Source organism: Roseomonas genomospecies 6 (assembly GCF_008365375.1).
Taxonomy (GTDB): Bacteria; Pseudomonadota; Alphaproteobacteria; order Azospirillales; family Azospirillaceae; genus Azospirillum.
Window position 1 is genome coordinate 23,594 of the sequence record NZ_QOKW01000015.1, and the last position, 23,826, is coordinate 47,419.

At 68.2% G+C, this 23,826-nt stretch carries 26 protein-coding genes; 15 read left to right on the top strand and 11 right to left on the bottom strand.

Annotation, left to right across the window (positions count from 1 at the left end; genetic code table 11):
• Positions 1–186 precede the first annotated feature (186 nt).
• The 3 genes from DS843_RS18615 to DS843_RS18625 all read left to right on the top strand — a co-directional run bounded on the left by DS843_RS18615 (position 187) and on the right by DS843_RS18625 (position 2,689).
• Positions 187–1,347, top strand: coding sequence for a PAS domain-containing sensor histidine kinase (locus tag DS843_RS18615; RefSeq protein WP_167525365.1), 1,161 nt, complete (start codon positions 187–189; stop codon positions 1,345–1,347).
• A 664-nt stretch (positions 1,348–2,011) separates the two neighbouring features.
• On the top strand, positions 2,012–2,215 hold the full coding sequence (locus tag DS843_RS18620; protein ID WP_149470351.1) for a hypothetical protein: 204 nt from the start codon (positions 2,012–2,014) through the stop codon (positions 2,213–2,215).
• Between the two features lie 108 nt (positions 2,216–2,323).
• Positions 2,324–2,689: a hypothetical protein gene (locus DS843_RS18625; protein ID WP_149470352.1), complete on the top strand. Its 366-nt coding sequence runs from the start codon at positions 2,324–2,326 to the stop codon at positions 2,687–2,689.
• Between the two features lie 25 nt (positions 2,690–2,714).
• Here the strand turns inward: DS843_RS18625 and DS843_RS18630 are convergent, their stop codons facing one another.
• A complete protein-coding gene (locus DS843_RS18630; RefSeq protein WP_286192180.1) occupies positions 2,715–3,935 on the bottom strand; it encodes a polysaccharide deacetylase family protein in 1,221 nt (406 codons plus the stop codon).
• Between the two features lie 242 nt (positions 3,936–4,177).
• Here DS843_RS18630 and DS843_RS18635 point away from each other — a divergent pair, with 242 nt between their 5' ends.
• Together DS843_RS18635 and DS843_RS18640 are read left to right on the top strand one after the other, a co-directional pair.
• On the top strand, positions 4,178–4,474 hold the full coding sequence (locus DS843_RS18635) for a DUF2934 domain-containing protein (protein ID WP_149470353.1): 297 nt from the start codon (positions 4,178–4,180) through the stop codon (positions 4,472–4,474).
• A gap of 56 nt (positions 4,475–4,530) precedes the next feature.
• Positions 4,531–5,115 carry an HPF/RaiA family ribosome-associated protein gene (locus DS843_RS18640; protein ID WP_149470354.1) on the top strand — a complete coding sequence of 195 codons (585 nt, stop codon included), beginning with the start codon at positions 4,531–4,533 and terminating at the stop codon, positions 5,113–5,115.
• A 37-nt stretch (positions 5,116–5,152) separates the two neighbouring features.
• Here the strand turns inward: DS843_RS18640 and DS843_RS18645 are convergent, their stop codons facing one another.
• A complete protein-coding gene (locus DS843_RS18645) occupies positions 5,153–6,430 on the bottom strand; it encodes a L,D-transpeptidase family protein (RefSeq protein WP_149470355.1) in 1,278 nt (425 codons plus the stop codon).
• 342 nt (positions 6,431–6,772) lie between these two features.
• Between DS843_RS18645 and mepK the strand changes: the two genes are divergently transcribed.
• Together mepK and DS843_RS18655 are read left to right on the top strand one after the other, a co-directional pair.
• A complete protein-coding gene (gene mepK, locus DS843_RS18650) occupies positions 6,773–7,363 on the top strand; it encodes a peptidoglycan L,D-endopeptidase MepK (protein WP_475849236.1) in 591 nt (196 codons plus the stop codon).
• A 204-nt stretch (positions 7,364–7,567) separates the two neighbouring features.
• The gene (locus tag DS843_RS18655; protein ID WP_149470357.1) at positions 7,568–8,746 is read left to right on the top strand and encodes a baeRF3 domain-containing protein; all 1,179 of its coding nucleotides are present in this window, start codon (positions 7,568–7,570) and stop codon (positions 8,744–8,746) included.
• Between the two features lie 117 nt (positions 8,747–8,863).
• Here DS843_RS18655 and DS843_RS32130 read toward each other — a convergent pair whose 3' ends face one another.
• A complete protein-coding gene (locus DS843_RS32130; protein ID WP_408902082.1) occupies positions 8,864–9,583 on the bottom strand; it encodes a helix-turn-helix domain-containing protein in 720 nt (239 codons plus the stop codon).
• Between the two features lie 483 nt (positions 9,584–10,066).
• Between DS843_RS32130 and DS843_RS18665 the strand changes: the two genes are divergently transcribed.
• Positions 10,067–12,505, top strand: a complete 2,439-nt coding sequence (locus DS843_RS18665; RefSeq protein WP_149470358.1) for a methyl-accepting chemotaxis protein — start codon at positions 10,067–10,069, stop codon at positions 12,503–12,505.
• Between the two features lie 124 nt (positions 12,506–12,629).
• The gene (locus tag DS843_RS18670; protein ID WP_149470359.1) at positions 12,630–12,929 is read left to right on the top strand and encodes a hypothetical protein; all 300 of its coding nucleotides are present in this window, start codon (positions 12,630–12,632) and stop codon (positions 12,927–12,929) included.
• 218 nt (positions 12,930–13,147) lie between these two features.
• Here the strand turns inward: DS843_RS18670 and DS843_RS18675 are convergent, their stop codons facing one another.
• Together DS843_RS18675 and DS843_RS18680 are read right to left on the bottom strand one after the other, a co-directional pair.
• Entirely contained in the window at positions 13,148–13,705 is a 558-nt protein-coding gene (locus DS843_RS18675; RefSeq protein WP_149470360.1) for a hypothetical protein, read from the bottom strand.
• 84 nt (positions 13,706–13,789) lie between these two features.
• Positions 13,790–14,785, bottom strand: a complete 996-nt coding sequence (locus DS843_RS18680) for a cation diffusion facilitator family transporter (protein WP_286192181.1) — start codon at positions 14,783–14,785, stop codon at positions 13,790–13,792.
• Between the two features lie 186 nt (positions 14,786–14,971).
• On the opposite strand from DS843_RS18680, the gene DS843_RS18685 reads away from it, so the two are divergent.
• From DS843_RS18685 to accC, 5 genes are all read left to right on the top strand, one after another.
• Positions 14,972–16,435: a dynamin family protein gene (locus DS843_RS18685; RefSeq protein WP_149470362.1), complete on the top strand. Its 1,464-nt coding sequence runs from the start codon at positions 14,972–14,974 to the stop codon at positions 16,433–16,435.
• A 33-nt stretch (positions 16,436–16,468) separates the two neighbouring features.
• A complete protein-coding gene (locus DS843_RS18690) occupies positions 16,469–17,233 on the top strand; it encodes a substrate-binding periplasmic protein (protein WP_149470363.1) in 765 nt (254 codons plus the stop codon).
• A 125-nt stretch (positions 17,234–17,358) separates the two neighbouring features.
• On the top strand, positions 17,359–17,808 hold the full coding sequence (gene aroQ / locus DS843_RS18695; RefSeq protein WP_014241158.1) for a type II 3-dehydroquinate dehydratase: 450 nt from the start codon (positions 17,359–17,361) through the stop codon (positions 17,806–17,808).
• 23 nt (positions 17,809–17,831) lie between these two features.
• Entirely contained in the window at positions 17,832–18,281 is a 450-nt protein-coding gene (gene accB / locus DS843_RS18700) for an acetyl-CoA carboxylase biotin carboxyl carrier protein (RefSeq protein ID WP_149470364.1), read from the top strand.
• Positions 18,282–18,301: 20 nt separating this feature from the next.
• Entirely contained in the window at positions 18,302–19,645 is a 1,344-nt protein-coding gene (accC, locus tag DS843_RS18705) for an acetyl-CoA carboxylase biotin carboxylase subunit (RefSeq protein WP_149470365.1), read from the top strand.
• Between the two features lie 75 nt (positions 19,646–19,720).
• On the opposite strand, the gene DS843_RS18710 is transcribed toward accC, so the two are convergent.
• Positions 19,721–20,374 (bottom strand): ribonuclease T2 family protein, encoded by a 654-nt coding sequence (locus DS843_RS18710; protein ID WP_149470366.1) that lies wholly within the window; start codon positions 20,372–20,374, stop codon positions 19,721–19,723.
• 125 nt (positions 20,375–20,499) lie between these two features.
• Here DS843_RS18710 and aat point away from each other — a divergent pair, with 125 nt between their 5' ends.
• Entirely contained in the window at positions 20,500–21,141 is a 642-nt protein-coding gene (aat, locus tag DS843_RS18715; protein ID WP_149470367.1) for a leucyl/phenylalanyl-tRNA--protein transferase, read from the top strand.
• A gap of 15 nt (positions 21,142–21,156) precedes the next feature.
• Here the strand turns inward: aat and DS843_RS18720 are convergent, their stop codons facing one another.
• The 5 genes from DS843_RS18720 to DS843_RS18740 form a co-directional block, all read right to left on the bottom strand.
• Positions 21,157–21,600 carry a DUF2155 domain-containing protein gene (locus tag DS843_RS18720; RefSeq protein ID WP_286192182.1) on the bottom strand — a complete coding sequence of 148 codons (444 nt, stop codon included), beginning with the start codon at positions 21,598–21,600 and terminating at the stop codon, positions 21,157–21,159.
• A 90-nt stretch (positions 21,601–21,690) separates the two neighbouring features.
• Positions 21,691–21,957: a hypothetical protein gene (locus DS843_RS18725; protein ID WP_149470368.1), complete on the bottom strand. Its 267-nt coding sequence runs from the start codon at positions 21,955–21,957 to the stop codon at positions 21,691–21,693.
• A 157-nt stretch (positions 21,958–22,114) separates the two neighbouring features.
• Positions 22,115–22,600, bottom strand: a complete 486-nt coding sequence (gene mlaD, locus DS843_RS18730) for an outer membrane lipid asymmetry maintenance protein MlaD (protein WP_149470369.1) — start codon at positions 22,598–22,600, stop codon at positions 22,115–22,117.
• 30 nt (positions 22,601–22,630) lie between these two features.
• Positions 22,631–23,023 carry an NADH:ubiquinone oxidoreductase subunit NDUFA12 gene (locus tag DS843_RS18735; protein WP_149470370.1) on the bottom strand — a complete coding sequence of 131 codons (393 nt, stop codon included), beginning with the start codon at positions 23,021–23,023 and terminating at the stop codon, positions 22,631–22,633.
• Positions 23,024–23,152: 129 nt separating this feature from the next.
• Positions 23,153–23,818, bottom strand: a complete 666-nt coding sequence (locus DS843_RS18740) for a LysE family translocator (protein WP_149470371.1) — start codon at positions 23,816–23,818, stop codon at positions 23,153–23,155.
• Positions 23,819–23,826 lie beyond the last annotated feature (8 nt).

Consider the following 23,826-nt stretch of genomic DNA (forward strand, 5'->3'; position numbering starts at 1 on the left):
TACTGAAAGGAAAGGTGCGAATCGGAAAAGGCGCAAATCGATGACAGCAATTTAACAAGTGTGAAACCCACATTTTGTTGAAGGTTTCTACCGCCCGTGCCTATCATCGGAAGCGGGGTGAATAGAAGGCACACAAACAAATATTTGTGAGGCCCGCCCACGCACCGGACGATGACGGGAGGGCCCATGCTGACGCTGTTGTCGAAGGCGACGCGCTCCACGGTGGATTGGGACGGTTTGAGCCGCCGGATTCTGGACCAGAGCGCGCAGCCCTGCTGGGTGGTGGACCGCGATCTGGTCACCATCGGAGTCAACCCGGCCCTGTGCGCGATGCTCGGCTACCGGGCGGGGGAACTGGTCGGGACCCATCTCCTCGCCTATGTGGCGGACGACAGCCGGGGCATCCTGGAACGGCAGGCGTCCCTCCGCGATCTGACGCCGCACCGCAGCTACGACGTCACCCTGATGCGCTCCGACGGCACGCCGCTCCGCGTCATCTTCAACGAATCGCGGCTGGAGGGCGATCCCGACCCGGACGGCGGCGCGGCGCCGGGGTCGTGCATCTTCGTCACCGACATCACCCGCCGCCATGAGGAGGAGGAGCAGCGCGCCTTGCGGGTGGACCAGTTGGCGGACACGGTCGCGCGCATGAACCGCTTCCTGGGGCAGATCTGCCAGGAGCTGAAGGACCCGCTGAGCGCCATCCTGGGCGCCACGCAGATGATTTCCTCCGACGTGGCCTGCGATCTCGCGGACGGCGGGCAAGGCCAGGGGACGGCGCGGCTGGGCGCCTATGCGGCCCTGTGCAGCGACGCCGGACGGCAGATGATGCGGACCATCGAGAACCTGTCTCTGTGGTCCCGCCTGCAACTGAATCAGGTTCCCCTGGATCTCCGCGCCTACGAACTGGGCGGCCTGCTCCAGGACGTGCTGGAGGAGTTGGAGCCGCGCGCCCGTGCCCGCGACATCCTGATCGTCAACCGCATCTTCGCCACCCCGGTGCTGGGTGACCTGTCCGCCCTGAACACGGTGCTGAAGCATCTGATCGAGAACGCGGTGCGCTTCTCGCCGTCGGGAAGCATCGTCATGCTGTCGGCCACCCTGGCGGACGGGCGGGTGACCGTCCGCGTACAGGACAATGGTCTGGGCATTCCGGAGGAACTCCAGCCCTACCTGTTCCGCATCGATCTGCACCATGCCGCCCCCGGCGCCGACGGGGAGGTGGGCAGCGGCCTCGGCCTGCTGATCTGCAGGGCGCTGGTGGAGCGCATGGGCGGCGGCATCCGGATCTACAGCAAGCCCGGCGGCGGGACCGCGGTCACCGTGACCCTGACCCAAGGGGTTTGAGCCGGCCTTTGACGCAAGCGAACGGATGGGCGGGCGCATCGGCTCCCCCGGTCGGAGAAGGGGTGACAGGATCGGGTTGCCTCTTGCGGGGAATCCGAACATTCAGTTGTCAACAGGGCACAGGGTCGCGCGAAATCGTCACGTCGCGTATCCGGCATCAGAATCCAATTGACAGGCGTGAGCTCTGCAACACCCCCAAAAACCTGGAAAGATAATGCGTTTCAATGGTTTGTGTGACATGCCCAAATTTTGTGCAAATCGGGCTATGGCCTTGTGGCGACTGACTCGAATCGGGAATTGCCGGGCCTTGTCAACACAGTTATCCACAGACTCTGTGGAGAGCCTACGCGGGAGGTGAAGGGCCGCGCCGCCGGCCCATAACCTTTGGCGGGAGGTCCGTCCAATCAGAATAAGTACTTCAGTTTTTAGGCTCCGCGCCCTTTGGCCGCTATAGTGGTCGCGCCTCATCCCGCCGGGTTGCCCCAATCCAGCCGGCGTCGGATGAACAGTGACGGGAGGGGTGCCCATGCTGGATGTCTATGGGACGTCTTGCCCGGCGGCGCGTCCGCGATGGCCGTGGCGCACGGCGACCGGGAGCCCGCGGGACCGGAGCCCGCGAGAATTGTCCCTGACAAGCGTCGCGAGACCCGCGCTGGCGGCCGTGATGCTGTCCGCCCTGATCCTCCATCTGCTGCTGACCCTCGCCTCGCATCTGGGCGGGGCCGACATGGCGGGGGCGCTGACGGTGGCGGTGGGAATGGCTGCGGTCCTGGTGATCCTGCTGCCCTTTGCCCTGCTGTGCGTCCGCCGGGCACAGGACGCGCTGTCTGCGGGACGGAAGCGTCGCGGGGGGATCGTCTCGCCATAAGGTTGAAGCGTCGCGGGGCGAGGAAATCACGGTTGCCCCCTCATGGGGAGTCCGCGCATAACGTACCGGCGCCGTGGCGATGGACGGCGTTGTTCGGCGGGGGCTGGTATGGGGCTGTTCGATTTTCTGAAGGTGACCGTCAAGGATCAGAAGAAGCCGGCCCCGCGCCGCGCCGCTGCGTCCAATGGCCCGTCCAACGTCATCGAATTCGACGGCAAGAGCTTTCCGTTGGGCGCCATCAGCCACAAGGGCTTCGTGGCGACCGGTTTCGACGGCTCCCTGATCCCCAGCCAGACCGCGCGCATCACGGTGCGAATCGACGACCCCTGCGGCAAATTCACCTTTTCCGCCACCGTGACGATCGAGGAGGTCAAGGGCGGATCGGTGTCCGGTGCCTGGAACATGCTGCCGACGGAGGTCGAGGCGACCATCCGCAAGTATCTGCAAATCCGCAAGCAGAAGACCGGCAAGTAGCAGACTGTCAGGCAGACCCGTCCGGTCAGTCGGCGCCACCCAAGGTCCGGCCGCCAGCCTTCACCATGGTCGGAGCCATGGCCGGCGTGGCGATCTGGTGCATCCGCTCGATCCATTCCGACAGGGTGACGAACTCGCAGCCCTTCGCGCGCATCGCGGCGATCACACGGGGCAGGGCGTTCAGGGTGGAAGGGTAGGTGGAATGCAGCAGCAGGACGCTGCCGGTTCCCGCCTCGGTCTTCACATGCTGCACGATCCGGTCGGGGTCGCGGACCTGCCAGTCGCGGGTGTCGACGGTCCACAGCACCGGGCTCATCCTCTCCTCGCGGGCGATGGACAGCAGCTCCGGCGTGTAGCGCCCATAAGGCGGGCGGAACAGCACCGGGTCGGCGCCGAATCCGCGCAGGATGCGGTTCGCCTCCGCGATCTCGTGCCGCTGGCTGTCGGCGTCCAGGGCGCGCAGGTCGGCGTGGGTCAGGCTGTGATTGCCGATCTCATGCCCGGCGGCGATGAAGTCGCGGATCACCTCGCCCTGGTTCTCCGCGACGCTGGCAACCGGGAAATAGGTGGCGGGGATTTTCTCCCGATTCAGAACCTCCAGGATCTGGCGCGTGACCACCCGGTGCGGCCCGTCGTCGAAGGTCAGCGCGCAGAGGTTCCAGCCCTCCTCCTTCAGCGTCGCCGGCATGACGTCCAGCGCCGTGTCGGGGATCACCGCCCCCAGCCGGCCCTTGCGCCGCCCGGTCTTCTCGATGGCGGCCATGGTCCGGGCGGCATCCGGGGAATAGGTGACGGCGACGTCCGGCTTCCGATCGCTTCCGGTGCGGGACGGTACGGGCTGGGCGCTGTCCGGCGGTGGTGGCGGGGAAGGCGGTGCCGCGTCGAGCAGGAGGCAGCCGAACCCGGCGCCGACCATGCGGCGGCACAGCGTCGTCACGTCCAGACCCGCCGCGGCGGTGGCCCGCAGGGCGACGCCCTCGCCCTGGCGCCGTGCGTCCAGAGGCACGACCGCCGGGTTGAGCCCGTCCGCCAGTTCGGGGGAGCGCCGGCGCAGGCTGTCCCACGCCCACCAGGCGTCCCCTTCCTTCTGGAAAAGGCCTAGTTGCAGCAGCGATTGCCCATCCGTGGCGGCGACCGGCGCCCCCGGCAGAAGAGCCGCGGCCAAAGGCAGGGCGAGGAGGGCGGCGCGGAACCATCCAGCCTTGGACCGTTCAGGATTCGGCCGTGCCGCGGGCGCTTCGCTCAAAATCCTGGTCCCGTCTTCGGAGCGGTCGGCGGGCCGGGGCGCGGTATGCCTCCCCGGAACGTTGGTGACCGTCGAATACCACCCCTTCGGGATTAATTCAAACGGCGCGGCTTTCGCCGGCGCCTCCGCCCGGCGCGTCGCGGATGCCGGAACCTTCGACGCCCGCGTCCGGTTGACGGGAAGCGCCCGCTCCACGAAGAGCGTCGGGGACGCGCGACAGGAACAGGAAGGAGGCAGCCCGGATGGCGGATGATTTGGAAAGCCGGATCAGAGCGCGCGCTCACCAGATCTGGGAACGCGAAGGCCGCCCGGAAGGCCGCTCCCAGGATCATTGGGAGCTGGCGAGCGAGGAAATCGCCATCGAGGACAACTACCGCGCCACGCTGCTCCCGAATCCGTCCCACGGCCCCGATGACACCGCCGAGCGGACCGAGCCGGTCGAGCCCGTGCTGAGCGTCGAGTCCCTGGGCGACATGCCCGGCCTCACCGACCAGGGCGAAGCGTCTCGCGTTCCCGGCGCCGACGACCGCAATTCCTGAGGCGGCCCCCGTTCGCCATGCTGCCGCCCTTCCGCCGTGCTTAACGAGGAACCCCCATGGACACGAACCTGGAAATCGCCTTCCACAATATGGACTCACAGCCGGAACTGGAGGCCTACATCCGCGAACGGGCGGAGAAGACGGAAAAGCTGTTCGACCGGCTGGTCGGCATTCGGGTCGCCGTGGAAGCCCAGCACCGCCAGCACAAGACCGGCAACGTCTTCGACGTCCATATCGAGTTGATGGTGCCGGGCCAGGACATCGTGGTCAGCCGGAAGCCGAACAAGGCGAAGGAGCGCTACGCCAATCCGGACGCCCGGACCTCGATCCGCGACGCCTTCGAAGCCGCGGAGCGGCAGTTGAAGGAATACAAGGAGAAGATGCGCCGCGACGTGAAGGCCCACGATCCGGAACAGCCGGGGCGGGTGGCGCAGCTCTACCCGAACGAGGACCACGGCTTCATCATGACCAACACCGGGACGCAGCTCTATTTCCACCGGAACAGTTGCCTGAACGTGGACATGGACCAGCTCAAGACCGGCGATCCGGTGAAGTATGTGGAGACCACGGGCGACACCGGTCCGACCGCCGCCAAGGTCTGGCGGGCGGCGGGGTCCGACAACGAGTTGCGCGCCTCCTGACGGGACAGGCCCCCGCCCGCGGCGGGGGCTTCTTCGTTCAGGCCCGCTGGGCCGCCGACATCGCCGGGGATGCCGGAGCGGGCGCGTCGCCGACGGCGTCCGGCGCGGCGGCGGGCGCGGTGTCGTCGTTCAGGTCGTAGATGTCCGGATGCAGGCGGACCGCGTCGCGCTCGTCCACCGTGGCGGTCCAATAGACGAAGCGCACCGGCACCGGCTGGTTCAGCTTCACCCATTGCGGCTCCTGCCGCTCCAGCATGCGGTCGATCCGCGCCGGGGAGATGTGCTCGGTCGCCAGAAGCGCCTCGGCCATGCCGCGCGCGTCTTCGAGGCGCACGCAGCCGGAGCTGACGGTGCGGACCTCGCGGTCGAACAGCCGCGGCTCGTTGGTGCCGTGAAGATAGATGTTGTAGGGGTTGGTCAGGTTGAAGCGGAACCGGCCCAGCGCGTTGTGGTCGCCCGGCTGCTGCACGATGCGGACGCGGCGCGGCGACACGTTGCGCCAGTCCACGGCGGACGGCTCCACCGGGGTGCCGTCCAGATAGACCACCGCGTTCTCGATGCCCGGCGTCCCCTTGGAGCGCAGCATCGGAAGCTTGTCCTCCTTCAGGACGGTCGGGGGGACGGTCCAGGTGGGGTTCACGATGACATGGGTGATCCGGTCCTGAAGCATCGGCGTCTCGCGCGACGGGCGCCCGACGATGGAGCGCATGGTCAGCGCCGCCTCCCCGTCGCGGACCAGTGTGGTGGTCTGGCTGGGCAGGTTCACCAGGATCACGGTGTCCGGGGCGGTGTCGCGGAAGGCGCGCATGGACATGGCGCTGCGCCGCATCTGGACCGCCTCCTCCTGCACGCTGCGGTCCAGCGCCACCCGCGTGCCGCCGCCGACCAGACCGTCCACCTTCATGTGCCGGCTGAACTGGAAGGCGCGCACGGCGGTGTCCACGCCCTCGTCAAACAGGTCGCCCTGCCGCGCCCGGTCGAGGAAGCCCAGTTCCGCCAGCCTCCGGGTCAGCCGCTCCACGCGCTCGCCGCTGCTGCCCCTCTTCAGGAGGGGGCCGGACCCGATGCGGGTGATGGGTTGCTCCGGCTCGGCCTCCAGCACCGCGGCGGCGGCGTCCAGCCGGTCGGCCCAGCCGGTCAGCGTGTCGCGGTAGGGGGTGGCCAGGGCGGAGGCCGGAGCGATGGACATTCCAGCCAGGACGGCCAGGCACAGCGACAGCGCGGCCAGGATCGGCGCCGGGCCCTGGATCGACGCCGGGGCCGGGATTGACGCCGGATGGCGTCGTCGGTCGGTGAGCGTCTGGGGTGCCTGCATGGTCCGTCCTTGCCTGACGGGGTCCGATCCCCGTCCCTCATATCGAATGTAGTACGCGACCCGACGCCCGGCGAGGCGATGGCATGCTGTCGCGGGGTCGGGAAATCGGCGTACGGCCATCCGGCCGGGGCAGCTCCCTCGCGCGGCAGCGGTGCCGAGGACCGGACTGTGACCGATTCGGGCCATTTTCGGGTTGATCCCGGTCAAGTCCTAGCCTATAGGGAATATTCGTTCGGTAAGACCGTATTTAATTTGGTCCTATTCGAACAATCCATAGGGGGCCGTCCGGCGATGGAACGGTGCGGCCCGATCACCAAAATGCATTGTTAGGGAGTGATGCTTTTGGGGACTGACGACCGTGCCGCGCCGATGAATGGGCGCGAGACCGGCCGCCGTGGGTTTCTGACCTTCGCCGCCGCCACCCTGACCGCCCTGGCCGTTCCGGCCCTGGTGCCCGCCGCTCCCGCCCTTGCGGCTCCCCTGGCCGGCGGTGTGCGCCGCCTGTCCCTTCACAACGTCAACACGAACGAACATTTCAGCGGCGTCTATTGGGCCGACGGCGCCTACCGGCCGGACGCGCTGAAGAAGCTGGACGTGCTGTTGCGCGACCATCGGGCCAAGCAGGTCTGCCGCTTCGACCCGCGCCTGTTCGACGTGCTGGCCCGCCTCCACCGGACGCTGGACAGCGATGAGCCGTTCCGGGTCATCTGCGGCTACCGGTCGCGCCGCACCAACGCCATGGCCCGCCGCCGTTCCCGCGGGGTCGCGAAGGAGAGCTATCACACCCGCGGCATGGCGATCGACGTGATGCTGCCGGATGTGGAACTGAAGGCCATCGCCGCCGCGGCCCGCGGCATGGAGGCCGGCGGCGTCGGCTTCTACCCGCGCAGCGGATTCGTGCACATCGACACCGGCCCAGTCCGGACTTGGTGAGTCTGGACTGGGTGAGTCCGGCCTTGGTGAGTCCGGCCTTGGTGAGTCCCGGGCTGCCGGCGGGGCCGGGTCATAGAAACGGTCGGCCTATCCGGCAGACCCGGTCCCTGCCCTGTCGGTAGGGGACCTGGAACCATAGCCCGACGCGCCGGTTGCTCCGAACGGAACTCCCCGAACGAGCAACACGAGAAGGCGACGAAGGCGATGTTCTGCAAAAACGATCTGGAACGGCTCCTGACCGTCGACGCCGCGCCGGCGGTGTCCATCTTCCTGCCCACCCACATCGCCGGGCGCGACATCCGCCAGGACGTGATCCGGCTGCGGAACCTGATTTCCAAGGCTCAGGACGAACTGTGCGAAAAGCACGGACTGCGCCGGCCCGACGCCGAGGCGTTCCTGAAGCCGGCGTCCGACCTGCTGGAGCAGGGCGAATTCTGGCGCCACATGGACCGTGGCCTGGCCATCTTCCTGGCGAAGGGCGTGTCGGCCATCCACCGCGTGCCCGTCGAGATGCCGGAGGAGGTGACGGTCAATTCCCGCTTCACGCTGCGGCCCTTGCTGCCGCTGCTGGCGGATGACGGGACCTTCATGATCCTGACGGTCACCGCCGGGCGGGCGCGCCTGTTCTCCGCGACCCGTCACGGCATCGCCGAGGAGGACGCGGACCTGCCGCAGGGCGTCGCGGAAATCCACGCCGAAACCGACTACGACCAAAACAATCTGCATTCCGCGCCGCCCGCCCGCCACGCCGACCGCACGGACCGGGGCGGCGTCTCCATGGTCAAGACGCACAACTTCGGCGAGGACCCGGAGGGATTGCGCAAAGCGCATCTGATCGAGTATCTCGGACGTGTCGGCGCCCGGGTGCGCGATCATCTCAAGCCCTTCCGCGGTCCTCTGGTGCTGGTGGCCGACGAGGAGATCCAAGGGCATCTCCGCAAGGACATGCATCTGCAGGGGTTGCTGGACGACGGCGTCGTGACCAACCCCGAGTCGCTGGAGGCGGAGGAACTGCACCGGCGGGCCTACGCGGCGGTCAAGCCGATGTTCGAAACGACCCGTCGGACGGCGCTGGAGCGGTTCAACGCCCTCTACGGTGACCGCAGCACCACCGAACGCACGACGACGCGCGCCGAGGATGTGATGGTGGCGGCGCGCGAAGGGCGCGTGGGTGTTCTCCTCGTGGCCGAGAACGACAAGGTCTGGGGACACTTCCGGGAGGACTATCACCGCGCCTTCCCGCTGCACCACGAAACGGACGGAGCCATCGACCTCGTCGAGCATGCCGCCACGGAAACGCTGCTGCGGGGCGGGGAGGTGCATGTGGTCAGCAAGGCGGACCTGCCGTCCGGCGCCTCGACCGCGGCCATCCTGCGTTTCTGATCTCCTCTGGACCTCGAACGCCTTCGGCTGGCGGCGCCGCACCCGGTGGCGCCGCCGCCTTGGCGTTGGTGCCTTGGCGGTGGTGCCGCCAGCATTGATGCCGACGGAGTTATTCCGTCAACCGGAGGCCTTGCCGGGTTTGCCGGTGGATGATCTTCCGGCGCGGTAGATGTCCGTTGGGTCCCACACGGCGCCGTGACGCCGCCGCTGGCCGGAACTGGCCGGCTCGGCCTTTACAAGCGGCTTGGCGGGGGTCTTCACGCCGGCCTTGCCGCCACCTACGCCTCTCGGCGCCCCCCCCGTCTTCGACGGCACCGCGACCGACAGAAGGAGTCCCTCTCCGCGCGGCTCCCGCGGCGGGGCGGTGTCCAGCGGGATGCCGTCCGCCGAATCGCCGTCTTGCGCGTCGCGCAGGTGGGGCGACAGGGAACTCAGCAGCGAGAGAAGTTCGTTGCTCACACTTTCCGGTGCCGACCGCCACAGGCGCAGCATGCGCGCCTCGCGGCGGCTGATGGGGCCTTCGCCGATCCGTGCGCCGTCCGGTGCGGGCGACTCGCGCCTCGGAGACTGCGGATCATCGTAGCAATCGAAGAAGAAGCTGACCGGAACGTCAAGAACCTGTCCCAGGCGGTACAGTGTTCCGGCGGAAATTCGGTTGGAGCCGCGTTCGTATTTCTGCACCTGCTGAAACGTCAGGCCGATGGCTTCGCCCAGCTTTTCCTGACTCATGCCGAGCAAAGTGCGGCGCATGCGCACGCGTTGTCCGACATGTGCATCGACCGACCAGGATTCGGGCGATCCGCGTCGCCCTCTTTTGCGCACCGCTGGTTCGCTCATGGCCCCGGAACTCCAATGCTTACGAATAAATATGCAGAATTTGAGTATGTCAGTAGGATTGTTCACACAGAACTTGCCGTCAGGCAAGGGGAATCTGTGAAATTACTGCGCCGACGCCATGCACTGGACGCACATAATAGGGTATGGGGTCTCTGGTGGCCTTATGGGATGAGGGCGTTGAAGGCGTTGATTGCGACGTTCTTTCCGCATCGCCCGTGCGGGTTGCGCCGTCTCGCCGGGATGTGAGGCTGAACAATCGGAACGTTGCGGTGCTCGCAGTACGAATTTTATTTCAAATTGTGGGAATTCGCTCCGGCGGCGCGGTGTGGAAACACTTTGATAATCAAATTCGGATAGGTCGCATGGAAGAGAGTTCGCGCCGTGGGTCCATCGGGCCGGCGGCGCCGGGCCGGCGGAGCCGGTTGGCGGCGACGGTCGGCGGCGTCCGGTGCGCCGCCGGGTCGCAATCAAAGGATCAGGTCGATGCAGACAAGCAGTCTGGCGGGGCGTTTCAAGGTCGGGACCCGTATCTACTTCGGTTTCCTCGTGGTTTTGCTGCTGCTGGCGGTGGTCGTCGCGATCGGCGTCCGGGGCCTCGGGGTGGCGCGGGACGGCTTCGAATCCTATGCGTCGGTGAGCAATCACTCGATCCAGGTCAGCACCATCGACGGGCAGGTCGCCCAGATGCGCCGCCTCGCGTTGAACTTCAACACGTTCGGTGATCCCAAGGTGGCGGAGCAGGTGCGCGCCGTTCAGGCGTCCCTCGCCAACGAGCTGCGCGCCTCCCTGGACGGAACGGCCGGGGAACGGCGCGCCCTGCTGGAACGGATGAACCAGCTCTTCGCCGCCTACACGGCCGATTTCAACACGCTGGTGGAGCTTCGCCTGCGCCGCGACCGCCTCTACGCCGAACAGCTCGTCCCGGCGGGCGAGAAGGCGCGTGAAACCGTGTCGCAGCTCGTCTCCGGCCTGGCCGCCGACGGGGAGCATGAGGCGGCGGCCAGCGCCGGCCTCGCGCAGGAGCAGTTGCTTCTGGCGCGGTTGAGCGCCTCGCGCTTCTTCACCAACCCGAACGAGGCGATCATCGCCGAAGTGACGGCCCGCAACGACGCCTTCAACGAGTCGATCCGTCGGCTGGGCACGCGGCTGACCAACCCGGCTCACCGGGCCACGGCGCAGAACGCCGATCAGTTGTCCGACCGCTACGTCGCCGTGTTCCGCGAAACCGCCACGGTGGTGCTGGAAAACGCCCGGCTGATCGACGTGATGGCGGCGCGCGGGGCGGAGTTCGCCGACCTGTCCGACCGCACCGTCGCGATCGAGACCAAGGAGCGCGACGGCGTCAAGGCCGAAACCGAAGCCAGCATGCAGAGCACCCTGTCGGCCAACATGGCGATCGCCGGCGGCGCTTTCCTGTTCGGCCTGCTGCTGGCCTGGGCGGTGGCGCGGTCCATCGTGAAACCGGTCGTTTCGATGACCGAGACGATGACGAACCTCGCGGGCGGCGACCTGACGGTGACCATCCCGGCGCTCGCCAACCGCGACGAGATCGGGCAGATGGCGCAGGCGGTCCAGGTGTTCAAGGACAACGCCATCCAGAAGAAGGCGATGGACGAGGCCGAACGCGAGCGTCTGGAGGCCGAGCGCCGCGCCGAGGAGGCCGAGCGCGCCCGCGAGAAGGCGATCGGCGAGGAGATCGCCGCGCTGATCGACGGCGTGTCCAAGGGCGACCTGTCGCGCCGCCTCGACCTGACCGGCAAGGATGGCTTCTACAAGACCATGTCGCAGGGCATCAACCGCCTGACCGACACGGTGGAATCCGTCATCGCCGACCTTGGCGCCGTGCTCAGCGCGCTCGCCCAGGGCGACCTCAACAAGCGGGTGGAGCGCGACTATCAGGGCGCCTTCCAGACGCTGAAGACCGACGTCAACACCACCTCCGCCAAGCTGGGCGAGATCGTCGGGCAGATCCTGCGCGCCACCGACGCGATTTCCGGCGCCGCTTCGGAAGTCTCGCTGGGGTCCAGCGATCTGGCCGAGCGGACGGAGCAGCAGGCGTCCTCGCTGGAGGAGACGGCGGCGAGCATGGAGGAGCTGGGCGCCACGGTGCGCTCCAACGCCGACAACGCCCAGCGCGCCAACGGCATGGCCACCGACGCCCGCAGCGCCGCCGAATCCGGCGGGACGGTGGCGGACTCGGCCATCGAGGCGATGAAGCGCATCGAGACCTCCAGCCGCAAGATCACCGACATCATCGGGGTGATCGACGAGATCGCCTTCCAGACCAACCTGCTGGCTCTGAACGCGGCGGTCGAGGCGGCGCGGGCCGGCGACGCCGGGCGCGGCTTCGCCGTGGTGGCGCAGGAGGTGCGCAACCTCGCCCAGCGCTCCGCCCAGGCGTCCAAGGAGATCAAGGGCCTGATCCTGGACAGCGACGCCCAGGTCAAGGACGGGGTGGAGCTGGTCAAGAAGGCCGGCGACGCGCTGGAGGGCATCGTGTCGGGCGTCCAGCAGGTCGCCGGACTGATCGCCGAGATGGCCTCGGCGTCGAGCGAGCAGGCCGCGGCGCTGGACGAGATCAACGCCACCGTCTCGCAGATGGACGAGATGACCCAGAAGAACGCCGCCCTGGTCGAGGAAACCACCGCGGCGGCCCAGTCGCTCGCCAATCAGGCGACGGACCTGCGGTCTCTGGTCAGCTTCTTCAAGCTCGACGCCTCCGCCTTCGCGGCGGCTCCCGCCGTGCACCATCATGGCGGGGCGGGCCACGGCGCGGCGGCTCCGGCCCTGCGCCGCAGCATCGCCCCGACCAAGCCTGCGGTGCGCAAGGCCGCGGCTCCGGCCCGTCCGGCGGGGGGCAACGCGGCGTCCGCCACCTTGCAGCGCGCCTCCGCCGACGAGGACGATTGGAAGGAGTTCTGAGGTTACGGATCGAGAATCCGTGCGATGAAATCGGCGGCGCGGACGTTTGTCAGGGAAAGACTTCACACCGACCGGGAGTGATGCCCCCATGACCGCGCGCCGCCTCCTTCCTCTGATGTTTTTCGTGAGCGCCCTCTGGGCGGTTCCGGCGGGCGCCGCCGACACGCCGCCCCCGCCCGGCGCCACCCCGCCTCCCTCCCAGACCCCATCCCAACCGGGCGATCAGGCCCGGCAGGGGCTGGAGCTTCTGATGAAGGCCCTGGAGGGTTGGGTGCGGCAGATGCCGCTGTTCTCCGCCCCCGAAGTGACGCCCGAGGGAGACATCATCATCCGCCGGCTCGACCGCAACCGCCCGTCCGAGCCCGAGCCGCGTGCCCCCAGGAGCCCGGACGCCCCGGTTCCGAACGCCCCGACCGATCTGTAGAGTGATCGGCGAAAGCCCGATACACCATGTCACGCAGCGCCCCGGCGCGGTTTGCATGGCGCGGCGGGGCGCTCGAACCGGCTTAACGGGTCCTTAATTCATAGTTAATAGTCGGTTAACGACCGTTTGCGAGGCGAACGGAGCCGGAAACGGTCCCGCTGCGTGACACGCTGTATCGGCCTTCCGGTCCTACCGGTCCTTCCGATCAGCCGGCCCGGTCAGCCGGCATGCCACGGACCGCCCGGGCGGGCGAAGCCCTCCACCTGATCGCGCAGCTTCTGGATCTGGGACGGGGTAAGGGCAAGCCCAAAGCGGGCGGCGAAGGCTGCGGCGAGGGCGCCGCGGGTCGGACGTTCGCCCCGGTCGGAGAGCGCGCGGTACAGCTCGAAGGCCGCGGCGTAGCGCTGCAGAGCCTCCGGACGCCGCCGCAGTTGCGCTGCCTGTGGGGTGGCGACGCCCTGCAGATGCGTCTCAAGGAGCCGAAGAGCATCCGCCGCGGACAAGGCAGGCAGCGGGACGGGCGGGTCGGGTTCCCGTTCGGGCTTGCCGATGACCGCCTTTGCGCGGTGCCGCCGCTGCCGCAGCCGATCCTCGTTGCGCAGCCGCTCCGCATAGGCCGGATCGCTGCGGCGCCGTTCGGTGCGCGCCCGGTTGGCGCGGGCGTTGCGTTCCTCCCGGTCCGCGCGGGCCTGCGGGTCGCCGAGAAGGAAGGCCAATTCCTCCGCCGTCAGGCGCAGGGCGTCGGTGTCGGTTGCAGCGTCGTTTTCGGCAGTCATGCCGAAAGCAACGTTTCAGGACGCTTTCCGATCCCTACCACCAAAGAAGGTCACGGCCAAAGAAGGTCACGGAAGGTGGTGGTCTCAGGCGGCGTGGCGGGTCTCGCGCCCGTCGGGGCAGGGGCCGGTCTCGACCTGCACCGTCGCGTGGCCGATGCCGAAGCGCCCGCGCAGCGTTTCCACCAGATCGCGAAGCACCGCGTCCCGATCGGTTCCCGGAGGCACCACGGCGTGCATGGTCAGCAGCGGCCGCTCCGCGGTCAGGGACCAGACATGGACGTGATGGATCTCGGTCACCGCCGGAACCGCCTCCCGCAGGGCGCGGCGCAGCTCATCCACGTCGATCCCCACGGGCGTGCCCTCCACCAGGATGTGGGCACTTTGTCGCACCACCTCCCAGGCGCCGCGCAGGATCAGCAGGGCGACGACGACCGACAGGATCGGGTCGATGGGGGTCCAGCCGGTCAGCAGGATCACGCCCGCCGCCGCGACCGCCGCCACGGAGCCGAGCAGGTCGCCCAGCACATGCAGGGCGGCTCCGCGCACGTTCAGGTTCTCCCGGTCGCCACGGTGCAGGATGACGAATCCGGCGAGGTTGCCGAGCCCGCCCAACACCGCCACGGCCATCATCGTGCCGCCCATGACCGGCTGCGGCTGGATCAGCCGCTCCGCCGCCTCCCACAGAATCCAGCCGGACAGCAGGAACAGGCTGAGGCCGTTGACGAAGGCCGCCAGCACCTGGAGCCGGTGGTAGCCGAAGCTGCGCCGCCGGTCGGACGGGCGCCGCCCGAGCCGGAAGGCAAGCCATGCCAGAGCCAGGGCGGCGGCGTCGGTCAGCATGTGCCCGGCGTCGGCCAGCAGGGCGAGCGACCCCGACAGGATGCCGCCCACCACCTCCACCACCATCAGGCTGGCGGTCAGCAGCAGGACCAGCAGAATCCGCCGCTCGCTGTCCGCCGTCACCGCCGCGGCGTGGCCGTGGCCGTGGCCGTGCCCATGGGAATGCCCGTGATGACGGTCGTGATCGTGGTGATGGGCGCCGTGGCCCTGCGGTGCCTGGGTCACTGGTCTGTGAGTCACTGGCCTGCCCCTCGTGGTCCTGTGCGGGAACGGACGGGTCCCGACAGGATAGGACCGATGCCGTGCCGCCGTCACGGCGTTTCCGGTCGCGGCGATTTCGCTGTCCATCGAAACCGCGCCTCGTGCTAGAGAATGCCCCCGACACGAGACGTCACCCATTTCACAGCAGACGGGACCCGGCCGGCCATGACCCCCAGGCAAGCCCTCCAGCAGCGCCTCGCCGCCCTGGACGCGCATCTCCGCGCGGAAAACCCGAACCTTCTCCCGGTCATTCCGACCTTCCGCAATTTCGACCGGGTGCTGGTCCGGCTGGGCCTGCTGGGGCCGCACGAGTCGCTGACCACGCGCATTCCCTGGTGGCCGATGATCGCGGTGCTGGGCACCTTCTCAGCGGGCAAGTCCACCTTCCTCAACGGCTATCTCGGCGCGCCGCTGCAGAACACCGGCAACCAGGCGGTGGACGACAAGTTCACGGTGATCTGCCACGGGCAGGAAACCCGGCGGGAAGCCCTGCCGGGCACCGCGCTGAACGCCGACCCGCGCTTCCCCTTTTACCGGATCGCCGACGAGATCGAGAAGGTGGCGGCGGGCGAGGGCAAGCGCATCGACAACTACCTGCAACTGAAGACGCTGTCCGGCGACCGGGCGCGCGGCAAGATCTTCATCGACTCGCCGGGCTTCGACGCCGACGACCAGCGCCGGTCGGTGCTGCGGCTGGTCGATCACATCGTCGAGCTGTCCGACCTCGTGCTGGTCTTCTTCGACGGGCGCCACCCGGAGCCGGGAGCGATGCAGGACACGTTGAAGCATCTGGTGTCGAAGACGGTCGACCGCGCCGACGCGCGCAAGGTCTGCTACATCCTGAACCAGATCGACACCACGGCGAAGGAAGACAATCTGGAGGCCGTGTTCGGCGCGTGGCAGCGCGCCATCGCCCAAGCCGGGCTGGTGTCGGGCCGCTTCTACGCCCTCTATGACAGCAAGTCGGCGGTCGCCATCGCGGACGACGCGGTGCGCGCCCGCTACGAGTCGCGGCGCGACGCCGACCTCGCCGAACTCCAGGTGCGCATCAACGAGGTGGAGGTCGCCCGCGCCTACCGCATCGTCGGCATGATCGACAGCCTCGTGAAGGAGCTGAAGGGCGAGATCGTGCCGCAGCTCGCCGCGGCGATGAAGCGGTGGCGCAAGCTGGTGCTGATCGGCGACGCGGTGTGGCTGGGGCTGCTGGCCGCGCTGTTCGGCGGGATCGCCAGCCTTGCCGGCGGAGACACGGTGTCGGCCTTCCTGTCCTGGCTGACACAATCGCAGCCGGCCTGGGCCGGTGGCCTGCCGGTCGGGGTGCTGGTGGCGCTGGTTCTGCTGGCCGGCCTGTTCGGCGCCGGCCATTTCTGGCTGCGCTCCTTCATGGCCCGCCGGGTCGCCCGAAGCCTGCCGGAGCGCTACGGCGACGTGGACCTGAACCTGCAGCAGGGATTCCTGCTCAACACCCGCTTCTTCCGCTCGATCTTCCGCAAGAAGCCGGCGGGCTGGAGCGGCGGGGCGGAGAAGCGCATCTTTTCCATCCGCGAGGCGGTGGCGGAGCATGTCCAGCGCATCAACGACCTGTTCACCGACCCCGCCGGGCGGCGCAGCCGCGCCCCGGCGGAGTGACCGGACGGACGTAGAAGGGAGGGGGATCGGGCGATGGCGGGCCGGCGGTGTCTTCTCGCCCTGTTCCTGCTCCTGGCGGCGCTCGGCACCGTCCGTGCGGCGCCGCTCGATTCCACGCTGGACCTCGTCACCGGAAACGACTTCGCGCCCTTCACCGGGGAGGACCTGCCGCAGGGCGGCCTGCTGACCGAGATCGTGCGCCGTGCCTTCGACGAGGTGGGGCTGCACTACGAGGTGCGCTTCATGCCCTGGCGCCGCGGCTACGACGGGGTGCTGGCGGGCAAGTTCCTTGGCACCTTCCCCTATGTCCGCACGCCGGACCGCGAGAAGGAGATGCTGTTCTCCGACCCGCTGCTGGAGGTGCGCCAGCTCGTCTATCTCTCCGTCCACAGCAGCATGGAGTTCCGCACCCCGGAGGATTTCCGGGGGCGGGCGGTCTGCGCCCCGGTCGGGTACGCCCTGCCGCCGGATCTGGCGGAACTGGCCGCATCGGGCGGGCTGACGCGGGAAAGCCCGGCGGATCTGCCGGCCTGCGTGCGGATGGTCGCCTCGGGCCGGGTGGATGCCTTCCTCATCGACGAATTCACCGGGCAGCGCGCCGTGGCGAAGGCGATGGTCGAGGACGAGATCCGCATCGCCCCCTTGCCCTACGCCCGCGCCGGGCAGCACCTGATTCTCGCCCGCGCCACGCCGGAGGCGGCGGCGATCCTGGCGGCCTTCAACGCCGGATTGAAAAAGCTGAAGGCCGGCGGCGCCATGGAGGAGATCCTGCGCCGCCACCTGTCCGAAGCGCCGTGACGCGATCGGCGCCGAAGGGGGAAGAACATGCCGAATGGGCGCGGCGACCCTGCCATGCGGCATTGCCAGCGCGACGCAAAGTGCTATAAACGCGCGGTCTCGATCTTGGAAAAGGGGCGTGGCCCGTGGCCATCGACGCTTCCGTTCTGGTCCTGAACGGACCGAATCTGAACATGCTGGGCGTGCGTGAACCGCACATCTATGGCTCCATGACGCTCGACGATCTGGAAGGCGCGTGCCAGGAGCGCGCCGAACAGCTCGGGCTGGCCATCGATTTCCGGCAGTCGAACCACGAGGGCGAACTCGTTTCCTGGATTCAGCAGGCGCGGACGGAGCATGACGGCATCGTCATCAACGCCGGCGCCTACAGCCACACCTCCGTCGCCATCATGGACGCGCTGATCCTGTCCGAGCTGCCGATCGTCGAGGTGCATCTCTCCAACATCTACAAGCGTGAGGCCATCCGCCACCACTCGCACATTTCCGCGGTGGCCAAGGGGATGATCTGCGGCTTCGGCCCTCACGGGTATCTGCTGGCGCTGGACGCCATGGCGAATATCCTCGAGCGCGACTAAGGAACACGGGAAAAACGAACACCATGGCAAGCTTCGACATCGACGGCGATCTGGTCCGCAAGCTCGCGGATCTCCTGCGTGAGACGGGCTTGAGCGAGATCGAGTTTGCCGAGGGCGAGAAGCGGATTCGCGTCACCCGCCCGACGGCCGCCCAGACGGTGGCCGTGCACGCTCCGGTCGCCGCTCCCGCCCCCGTCGCGGCTCCGGCCGCCGCCCCGGCGGGCAAGCCCGCCAGCCACCCGGGCGCCGTCACCTCGCCGATGGTCGGCACGGCCTACGCCGCGGCGGAGCCGGGCGGCACGCCCTTCGTGCGCGTCGGCGACACGGTGAAGGCCGGCCAGACCGTCCTCATCATCGAGGCGATGAAGGTCATGAACCCCATCAAGGCCCCGCGGGGCGGCACGGTCGTCGAGGTCCTGGTCTCCGACAGCCAGCCGGTGGAGTTCGGCGAAGTCCTTATGATCATCGAGTGAGCGGGGACCATCCCTTGGCGATGTTCGAGAAGGTCCTGATCGCGAACCGTGGTGAGATCGCTTTGCGCATCCACCGCGCCTGCCGCGAAATGGGCATCCAGACCGTGGCGGTGCATTCCACCGCCGATGCCGACGCCATGCACGTCCGCCTCGCGGACGAAAGCGTGTGCATCGGCCCCGCGTCGGCCCGCGAAAGCTACCTGAACATTCCGGCGATCCTGTCGGCGGCGTCGATCACCGGGGCGGACGCGATCCATCCCGGCATCGGATTCCTGTCGGAGAACGCCCAATTCGCGGAGATGGTGGAGGAGCACGGCTTCACCTTCATCGGCCCGACCGCGGAGCACATCCGCATCATGGGCGACAAGGTCACCGCGAAGAAGACGGTGATGGAGCAGGGGCTGCCCGTGGTTCCCGGCTCCGACGGCCCGGTGGCGACGCTGGAGGAGGCGGAGCGGATCGGTCGCGAGACCGGCTATCCGATCCTCATCAAGGCGGCGGCGGGCGGCGGCGGCAAGGGCATGAAGGTGGCCCGCAACCCCGACCAGCTCAAGGAAGCCTACCAGCTCGCCCGTGGCGAGGCGCGCGCCGCCTTCGGCAACGACGAGGTCTACATCGAGAAGTATCTCGGCCGGCCCCGGCACATCGAGATCCAGCTTCTCGGCGACGAGCACGGCAACTGCGTGCATTTCGGCGAGCGCGACTGCTCCGTGCAGCGCCGCCACCAGAAGGTCATCGAGGAAGCCCCGTCGCCGGCCCTGAACGCCGAGCAGCGCGCCTTCATCGGCGATCTGGCGGCCAAGACGGCGGCGGCCATCGGTTACCGCGGCGTCGGCACGATGGAGTTCCTGTTCGAGGACGGGCAGTTCTACTTCATCGAGATGAACACCCGCCTTCAGGTCGAGCACACGATCACCGAGATGATCACCGGCATCGATCTGGTGCGCGAGCAGATCCGCGTGGCGACCGGCGCTCCGCTCGGCTACGGGCAGGCGGACATCCGGTTCCAGGGCCACTCGATCGAATGCCGGGTGAACGCGGAGCATCCGGAAACCTTCATGCCCTCGCCGGGCAAGATCGACGGCTATCACGCGCCGGGCGGTCTGGGCGTGCGCGTCGACTCGGCGCTCTACGACGGTTACCGCATCCCGCCGCACTACGACAGCCTGATCGCCAAGCTGGTCGTCCACGGCACCACCCGCAACGAGTGCCTGATGCGGCTGCGCCGGACCATCGAGGAGTATGTGATCGGCGGCGTGGACACCACGCTGCCCCTGCACCAGCGCATCATCGCGCAGCAGGCCTTCATCGACGGCAACTACGACATCCACTGGCTCGAACAGTTGATGGCTGCGAAGAAGTAATCCGTTGCGTGGTTGAATGAAGAAGAGCCCTTCTTCCCGGTGGGGAGGAAGGGCTCTTTTCGTTCCTGCTCCCCGTCACGGCGCCGCGGTCAGCATCGCGTCGCGGCGGCAGCGGTCCACCACCTTGGCGCCGCAGGGGATGAAGGCCAACTCCTTGCTCAGGCACAGCCGGACCTCCGCCACGTCGCGCTTGGAACAGACGAGCGCCACCGACTCCGGCTCAAGTCCCGGGTTGGCCTGGACGAACAGACGCTCCACCTGGGTCGCGGGGATTGACAGGTCGGGCTTCGGGGACTGGAGCGCCTCGGGGATCTTGACCTTGCCGAAGGCCGTCCGGACCTGAGCGAAGTAATCGGTCACAGGCAGGCCGCTGCAGGTGCCGTGCTTCGTCCACTGGTGTACGATCAGCCCGACGCTGGGCATCACCGGCATGGTGGCGTCCACCACCGCCTTGGGCACGCTGCGGTCGCGGGTGCAGGTGGCCGGGTAGCCGCCGTTGGTGTATTGCGGCCACAGGCCATGGACGATGAAGCCGAACTTGCGCTCCACACCGCACTGGTCGGGATCGGCGCCGCCCTGCTCCTTGGCGCAATGGGTCGGCGACCAGGACAGGCTGAGCACGTAATAATCGAAGGTGCCGGGCTCCGCCTTGCGCTGCGCCCAGGACGTGCCGGTCATCGTCGCGAGCGCAATCAAAGCGGCGGCGATGGCTGACAAAACCGTCTTCATGATGGATTTCCTTCAATAAACACGCTCTTCCGTTGCATACCATGGTGGGAGCCACCTGTCGCGCGGAAGTGGTGTGCCGAGATAACGTTGCTGGGGAGAGGGGGCAAACGGGTATAGTGGCGGCGATGATCGAGCTGTCCGCATCGCTGCTTCTGCGCGCCTACGCCGCCGGCATCTTCCCGATGGCGGAGAACGCCGACTCCGAAGAGCTGTACTGGTTCGATCCGGAGCGGCGCGGAGTCCTGCCATTGGACGGCTTCCACGTCCCGCGCAAGCTGCGCAAGACCGTGCGGCGCGGCCCGTTCGAGCTGCGATTCGACACGGCCTTCCGCGCGGTGATCGAAGCCTGCGCCGAGCCGACGTCGGAGCGCCCGAAGACCTGGATCAACGGCGACATCCTGCGGCTCTACACCGAACTGCACGAACGGGGATGCGCCCACAGCGTGGAATGCTGGAGCGGGGGGCGGCTCGTCGGCGGGCTGTACGGCGTGGCGCTGGGCGGGGCCTTCTTCGGGGAGAGCATGTTCAGCCGCGTCACCGACGCCAGCAAGGTGGCGCTGGTGCATCTGGTCGCCCGGCTGCGGGCTGCGGGCTACACGCTGCTGGACGCGCAATTCGTGACGGAGCATCTGAGCCAGTTCGGCGCGGTCGAGATCCCGCGCACAGAATACCGCCGCCGGCTGGCCGCCGCGCTGGCGGTGCCGACGGACTTCGGCGGCGTGGATCAGGGGAAGGCCATCGCGGCGCTTCTGGGGGCGGAGGGCTGAGCCGCGAGGCTTGCCTCACTCGCCCTCGCAGGACAGAACCCAGACATCGTAGATCGGGTGCTCCATCGCCGACAGGGCGGGGCTGGAGGCGAACATCCAGCCGCTGAACACCGGCTCCGCCTGCTCGCCGGGCTTGCTCTCGATCACTTCGAGGAAGGCGGCGGTTTCCGGAGTCTCGATGGGCGGGTTCTCCTTGCAGGCGCGCAGCGTGATGCGCAGGCTGCCGAGCGCCTTGGTCTCGCCCACCGCGATGGTGAAGGTGGAGGTGCGGGCGGTGATCTTGTCCAGCCCCTGGAGCTTCGCGGCGGGGCGGCTCACCATCTCCTCCGGCACCGGGGCGGCGTCGGCCCGGCTAGGCAGCCCCAGGGCCGGAAGGCAGAGGAGCGCGGCCGACAGGGCCGCGCCGCGAACGCTTGTGCCAGCGATCTGGCCGATGAAGCTTTTCGGAGTCGTCGTCACTGGGGATCGCTTCCGTGATGTCGAACGGCGTGGGCCGAAACCCGACAGCCTTCTATCCCGGAAGCGGCGCCCCGTCCACTGAATGACCGCTTACTGGGTGACGCTGCCGGTGGACCGGCTGCCGGTAGACCTGTTGGTGGTCGACGGGCCATCGGTGCCGTTCTTCTCCTCGACCTTCTGGGTGGCGGTGCCGGCTCCGGCGCCCGCGGCCCCGCCGACCACCGCGCCGACCGGCCCGCCGATCACGGCGCCCGCCGCTGCCCCGCCCAGCGCACCGCTGGCGGCCTTCTCTTCCGTGTTGACGCCGCAGGCCGCGGCGAGCAGGGCGAATCCAAGAACCAGGAAACGCGCTTTCATCGCTGATCTCCTCCTTGATAGGTCTGGCGTGATGGGTCTGCGGGAGGAAACGGCAGCGTGGCCGCGGCTGTTCCGGAAGGGACTGGGAAAAAGTGGAGGCCGCAAACGAAAAAAGGGGCCCTGCGGCCCCTCCGTTCGTCACGACTCGGTGCATCGCCTACAGCTTGGGCGGCTCGCCGCCGTTCTCGCCGGGCTTGCTCATGTTCTGCAGCGAGAAGATGACCTGACCCAGGAGCTGCTCGATCCCGGGGGTGCTCTGCGTGTACTCGACGCGCCCGTTCGGCTTGATCATGTCCTCTTCGCCGCCCGGCTCCAGCGACAGGAACTTGCCGCCCAGCAGGCTTTCCGAGGCGATGACCGCCGCGGTGTCCTTGGGCAACCGGATGTCCGGGTGGATCGACATGTGCACGACCGCCTGATAGCTCTTCGGGTCGAGCGTCAGTTCGGTGACGGACCCCACCTTGACGCCGCTGATCCGCACGTCCGCCCCGCTCTGCAGGCCGGAGATGCTGGAGAAGTTGGCGGTCAGGGCATAGCCGCTCACCTTGCGCAAATCGGCGCTGGTGTAGGCGAAAGCCAGAAAAAAGCCGGCCACGGCGAGGACGACCCCGCCGAGCACGGTTTCAATCACATTGCGGCGCATGAGAGATTCCTAAAGGACCGCGCGGGGGTCTCAGCCCGGAGTCCAGGGTTCGTAATCGCCGGTGGCGCGCACGCGCTGCCCGCCGGCGTACTGGTGCCCGGGCGGCCGGTAGGCCCCGAGCGACCCCGACAGGTTCGGGACATGCTCCTTCTGCCACGGCTTGTGGAAGGCGCTGTTGCCCTCCGGCAGCGGGTCCTTGGTGGTGTGATGCAGCCAGGCGTGCCATTCCGGCGGCACCTTGGAGGCGTCCGGTTCCCCGGCATAGATCACCCAGCGGCGTTCCTTCACGGCAGCGATGGCGCTGGGGGAACGGTAGTAGGTGTTGCCGAAGCGGTCGGTGCCGACCTTGTTGCCACGGCGCCAGGTGACAAACCGGATGTGGATGTTCGCCATCCAGGTGATCAGGGAGATTTTCTCGCTCATCGTCGCTCGCGGTCGGTAAGCCATTCGGCCGGACGGGCTGGCCGGTTAAACGCGGGCGGCACTATGACACCCCCGGCCACGCTCGTCCACAGACTCTGCAACGTCTTTTCCCGCCTGACGGATTTGCCGTCAGGCGATGCGCCGGTCGGTCAGCAGCAGGCGGACGGCGAATCCCAGGAACAGCACCCCCGCGACGCCGTCCAGAACGGCCCGGACCCGCGCGTTGGACAGCGCCCGCCGCGCCGCGCCGGCGCTGAGCGCGGCCACCCCCAGAAGATAAAGGCAGCCGATCCCGCCGAGGATCGACCCCAGCAGGAAGATCTGCAGCGCGACGTGGCCGAGCGCCGGTGCGACGAATTGCGGCACGAAGGCGAGGTAGAACAGGATGACCTTCGGGTTCAGCAGGTTCGTCAGCAGCGCCTGGAGGAAGACCCGGTGCGCCGGGGCCGACTCGGGCTTGGCGGTCGCCATATCCTCACCGCCGCCGAAGCCGGTCCGCAGCGCGCTCCACAGGGCGCGCCCGCCGATCCACCCCAGATAGGCGCCGCCCGCGTAGCGCAGCACGTCGAACAGAGCCGGCGAGGCGGCGACCAGGGCGGAGATGCCGGCGGCGGCCAGAAGCGCGTGGATCAGATTGCCCAGCGTGATGCCCACGGTGGCGACCACCCCGGCGTTGCGCCCGTCCATCACGCTGCGCGACAGGACCAGGAGCGAATCCGGCCCCGGCGCCACCGTCAGCACCAACGCCGCGACGAGATAGAGCTGAAGCAGGTGGGGGTCCAAGGGCAGGGACATGGGGGATT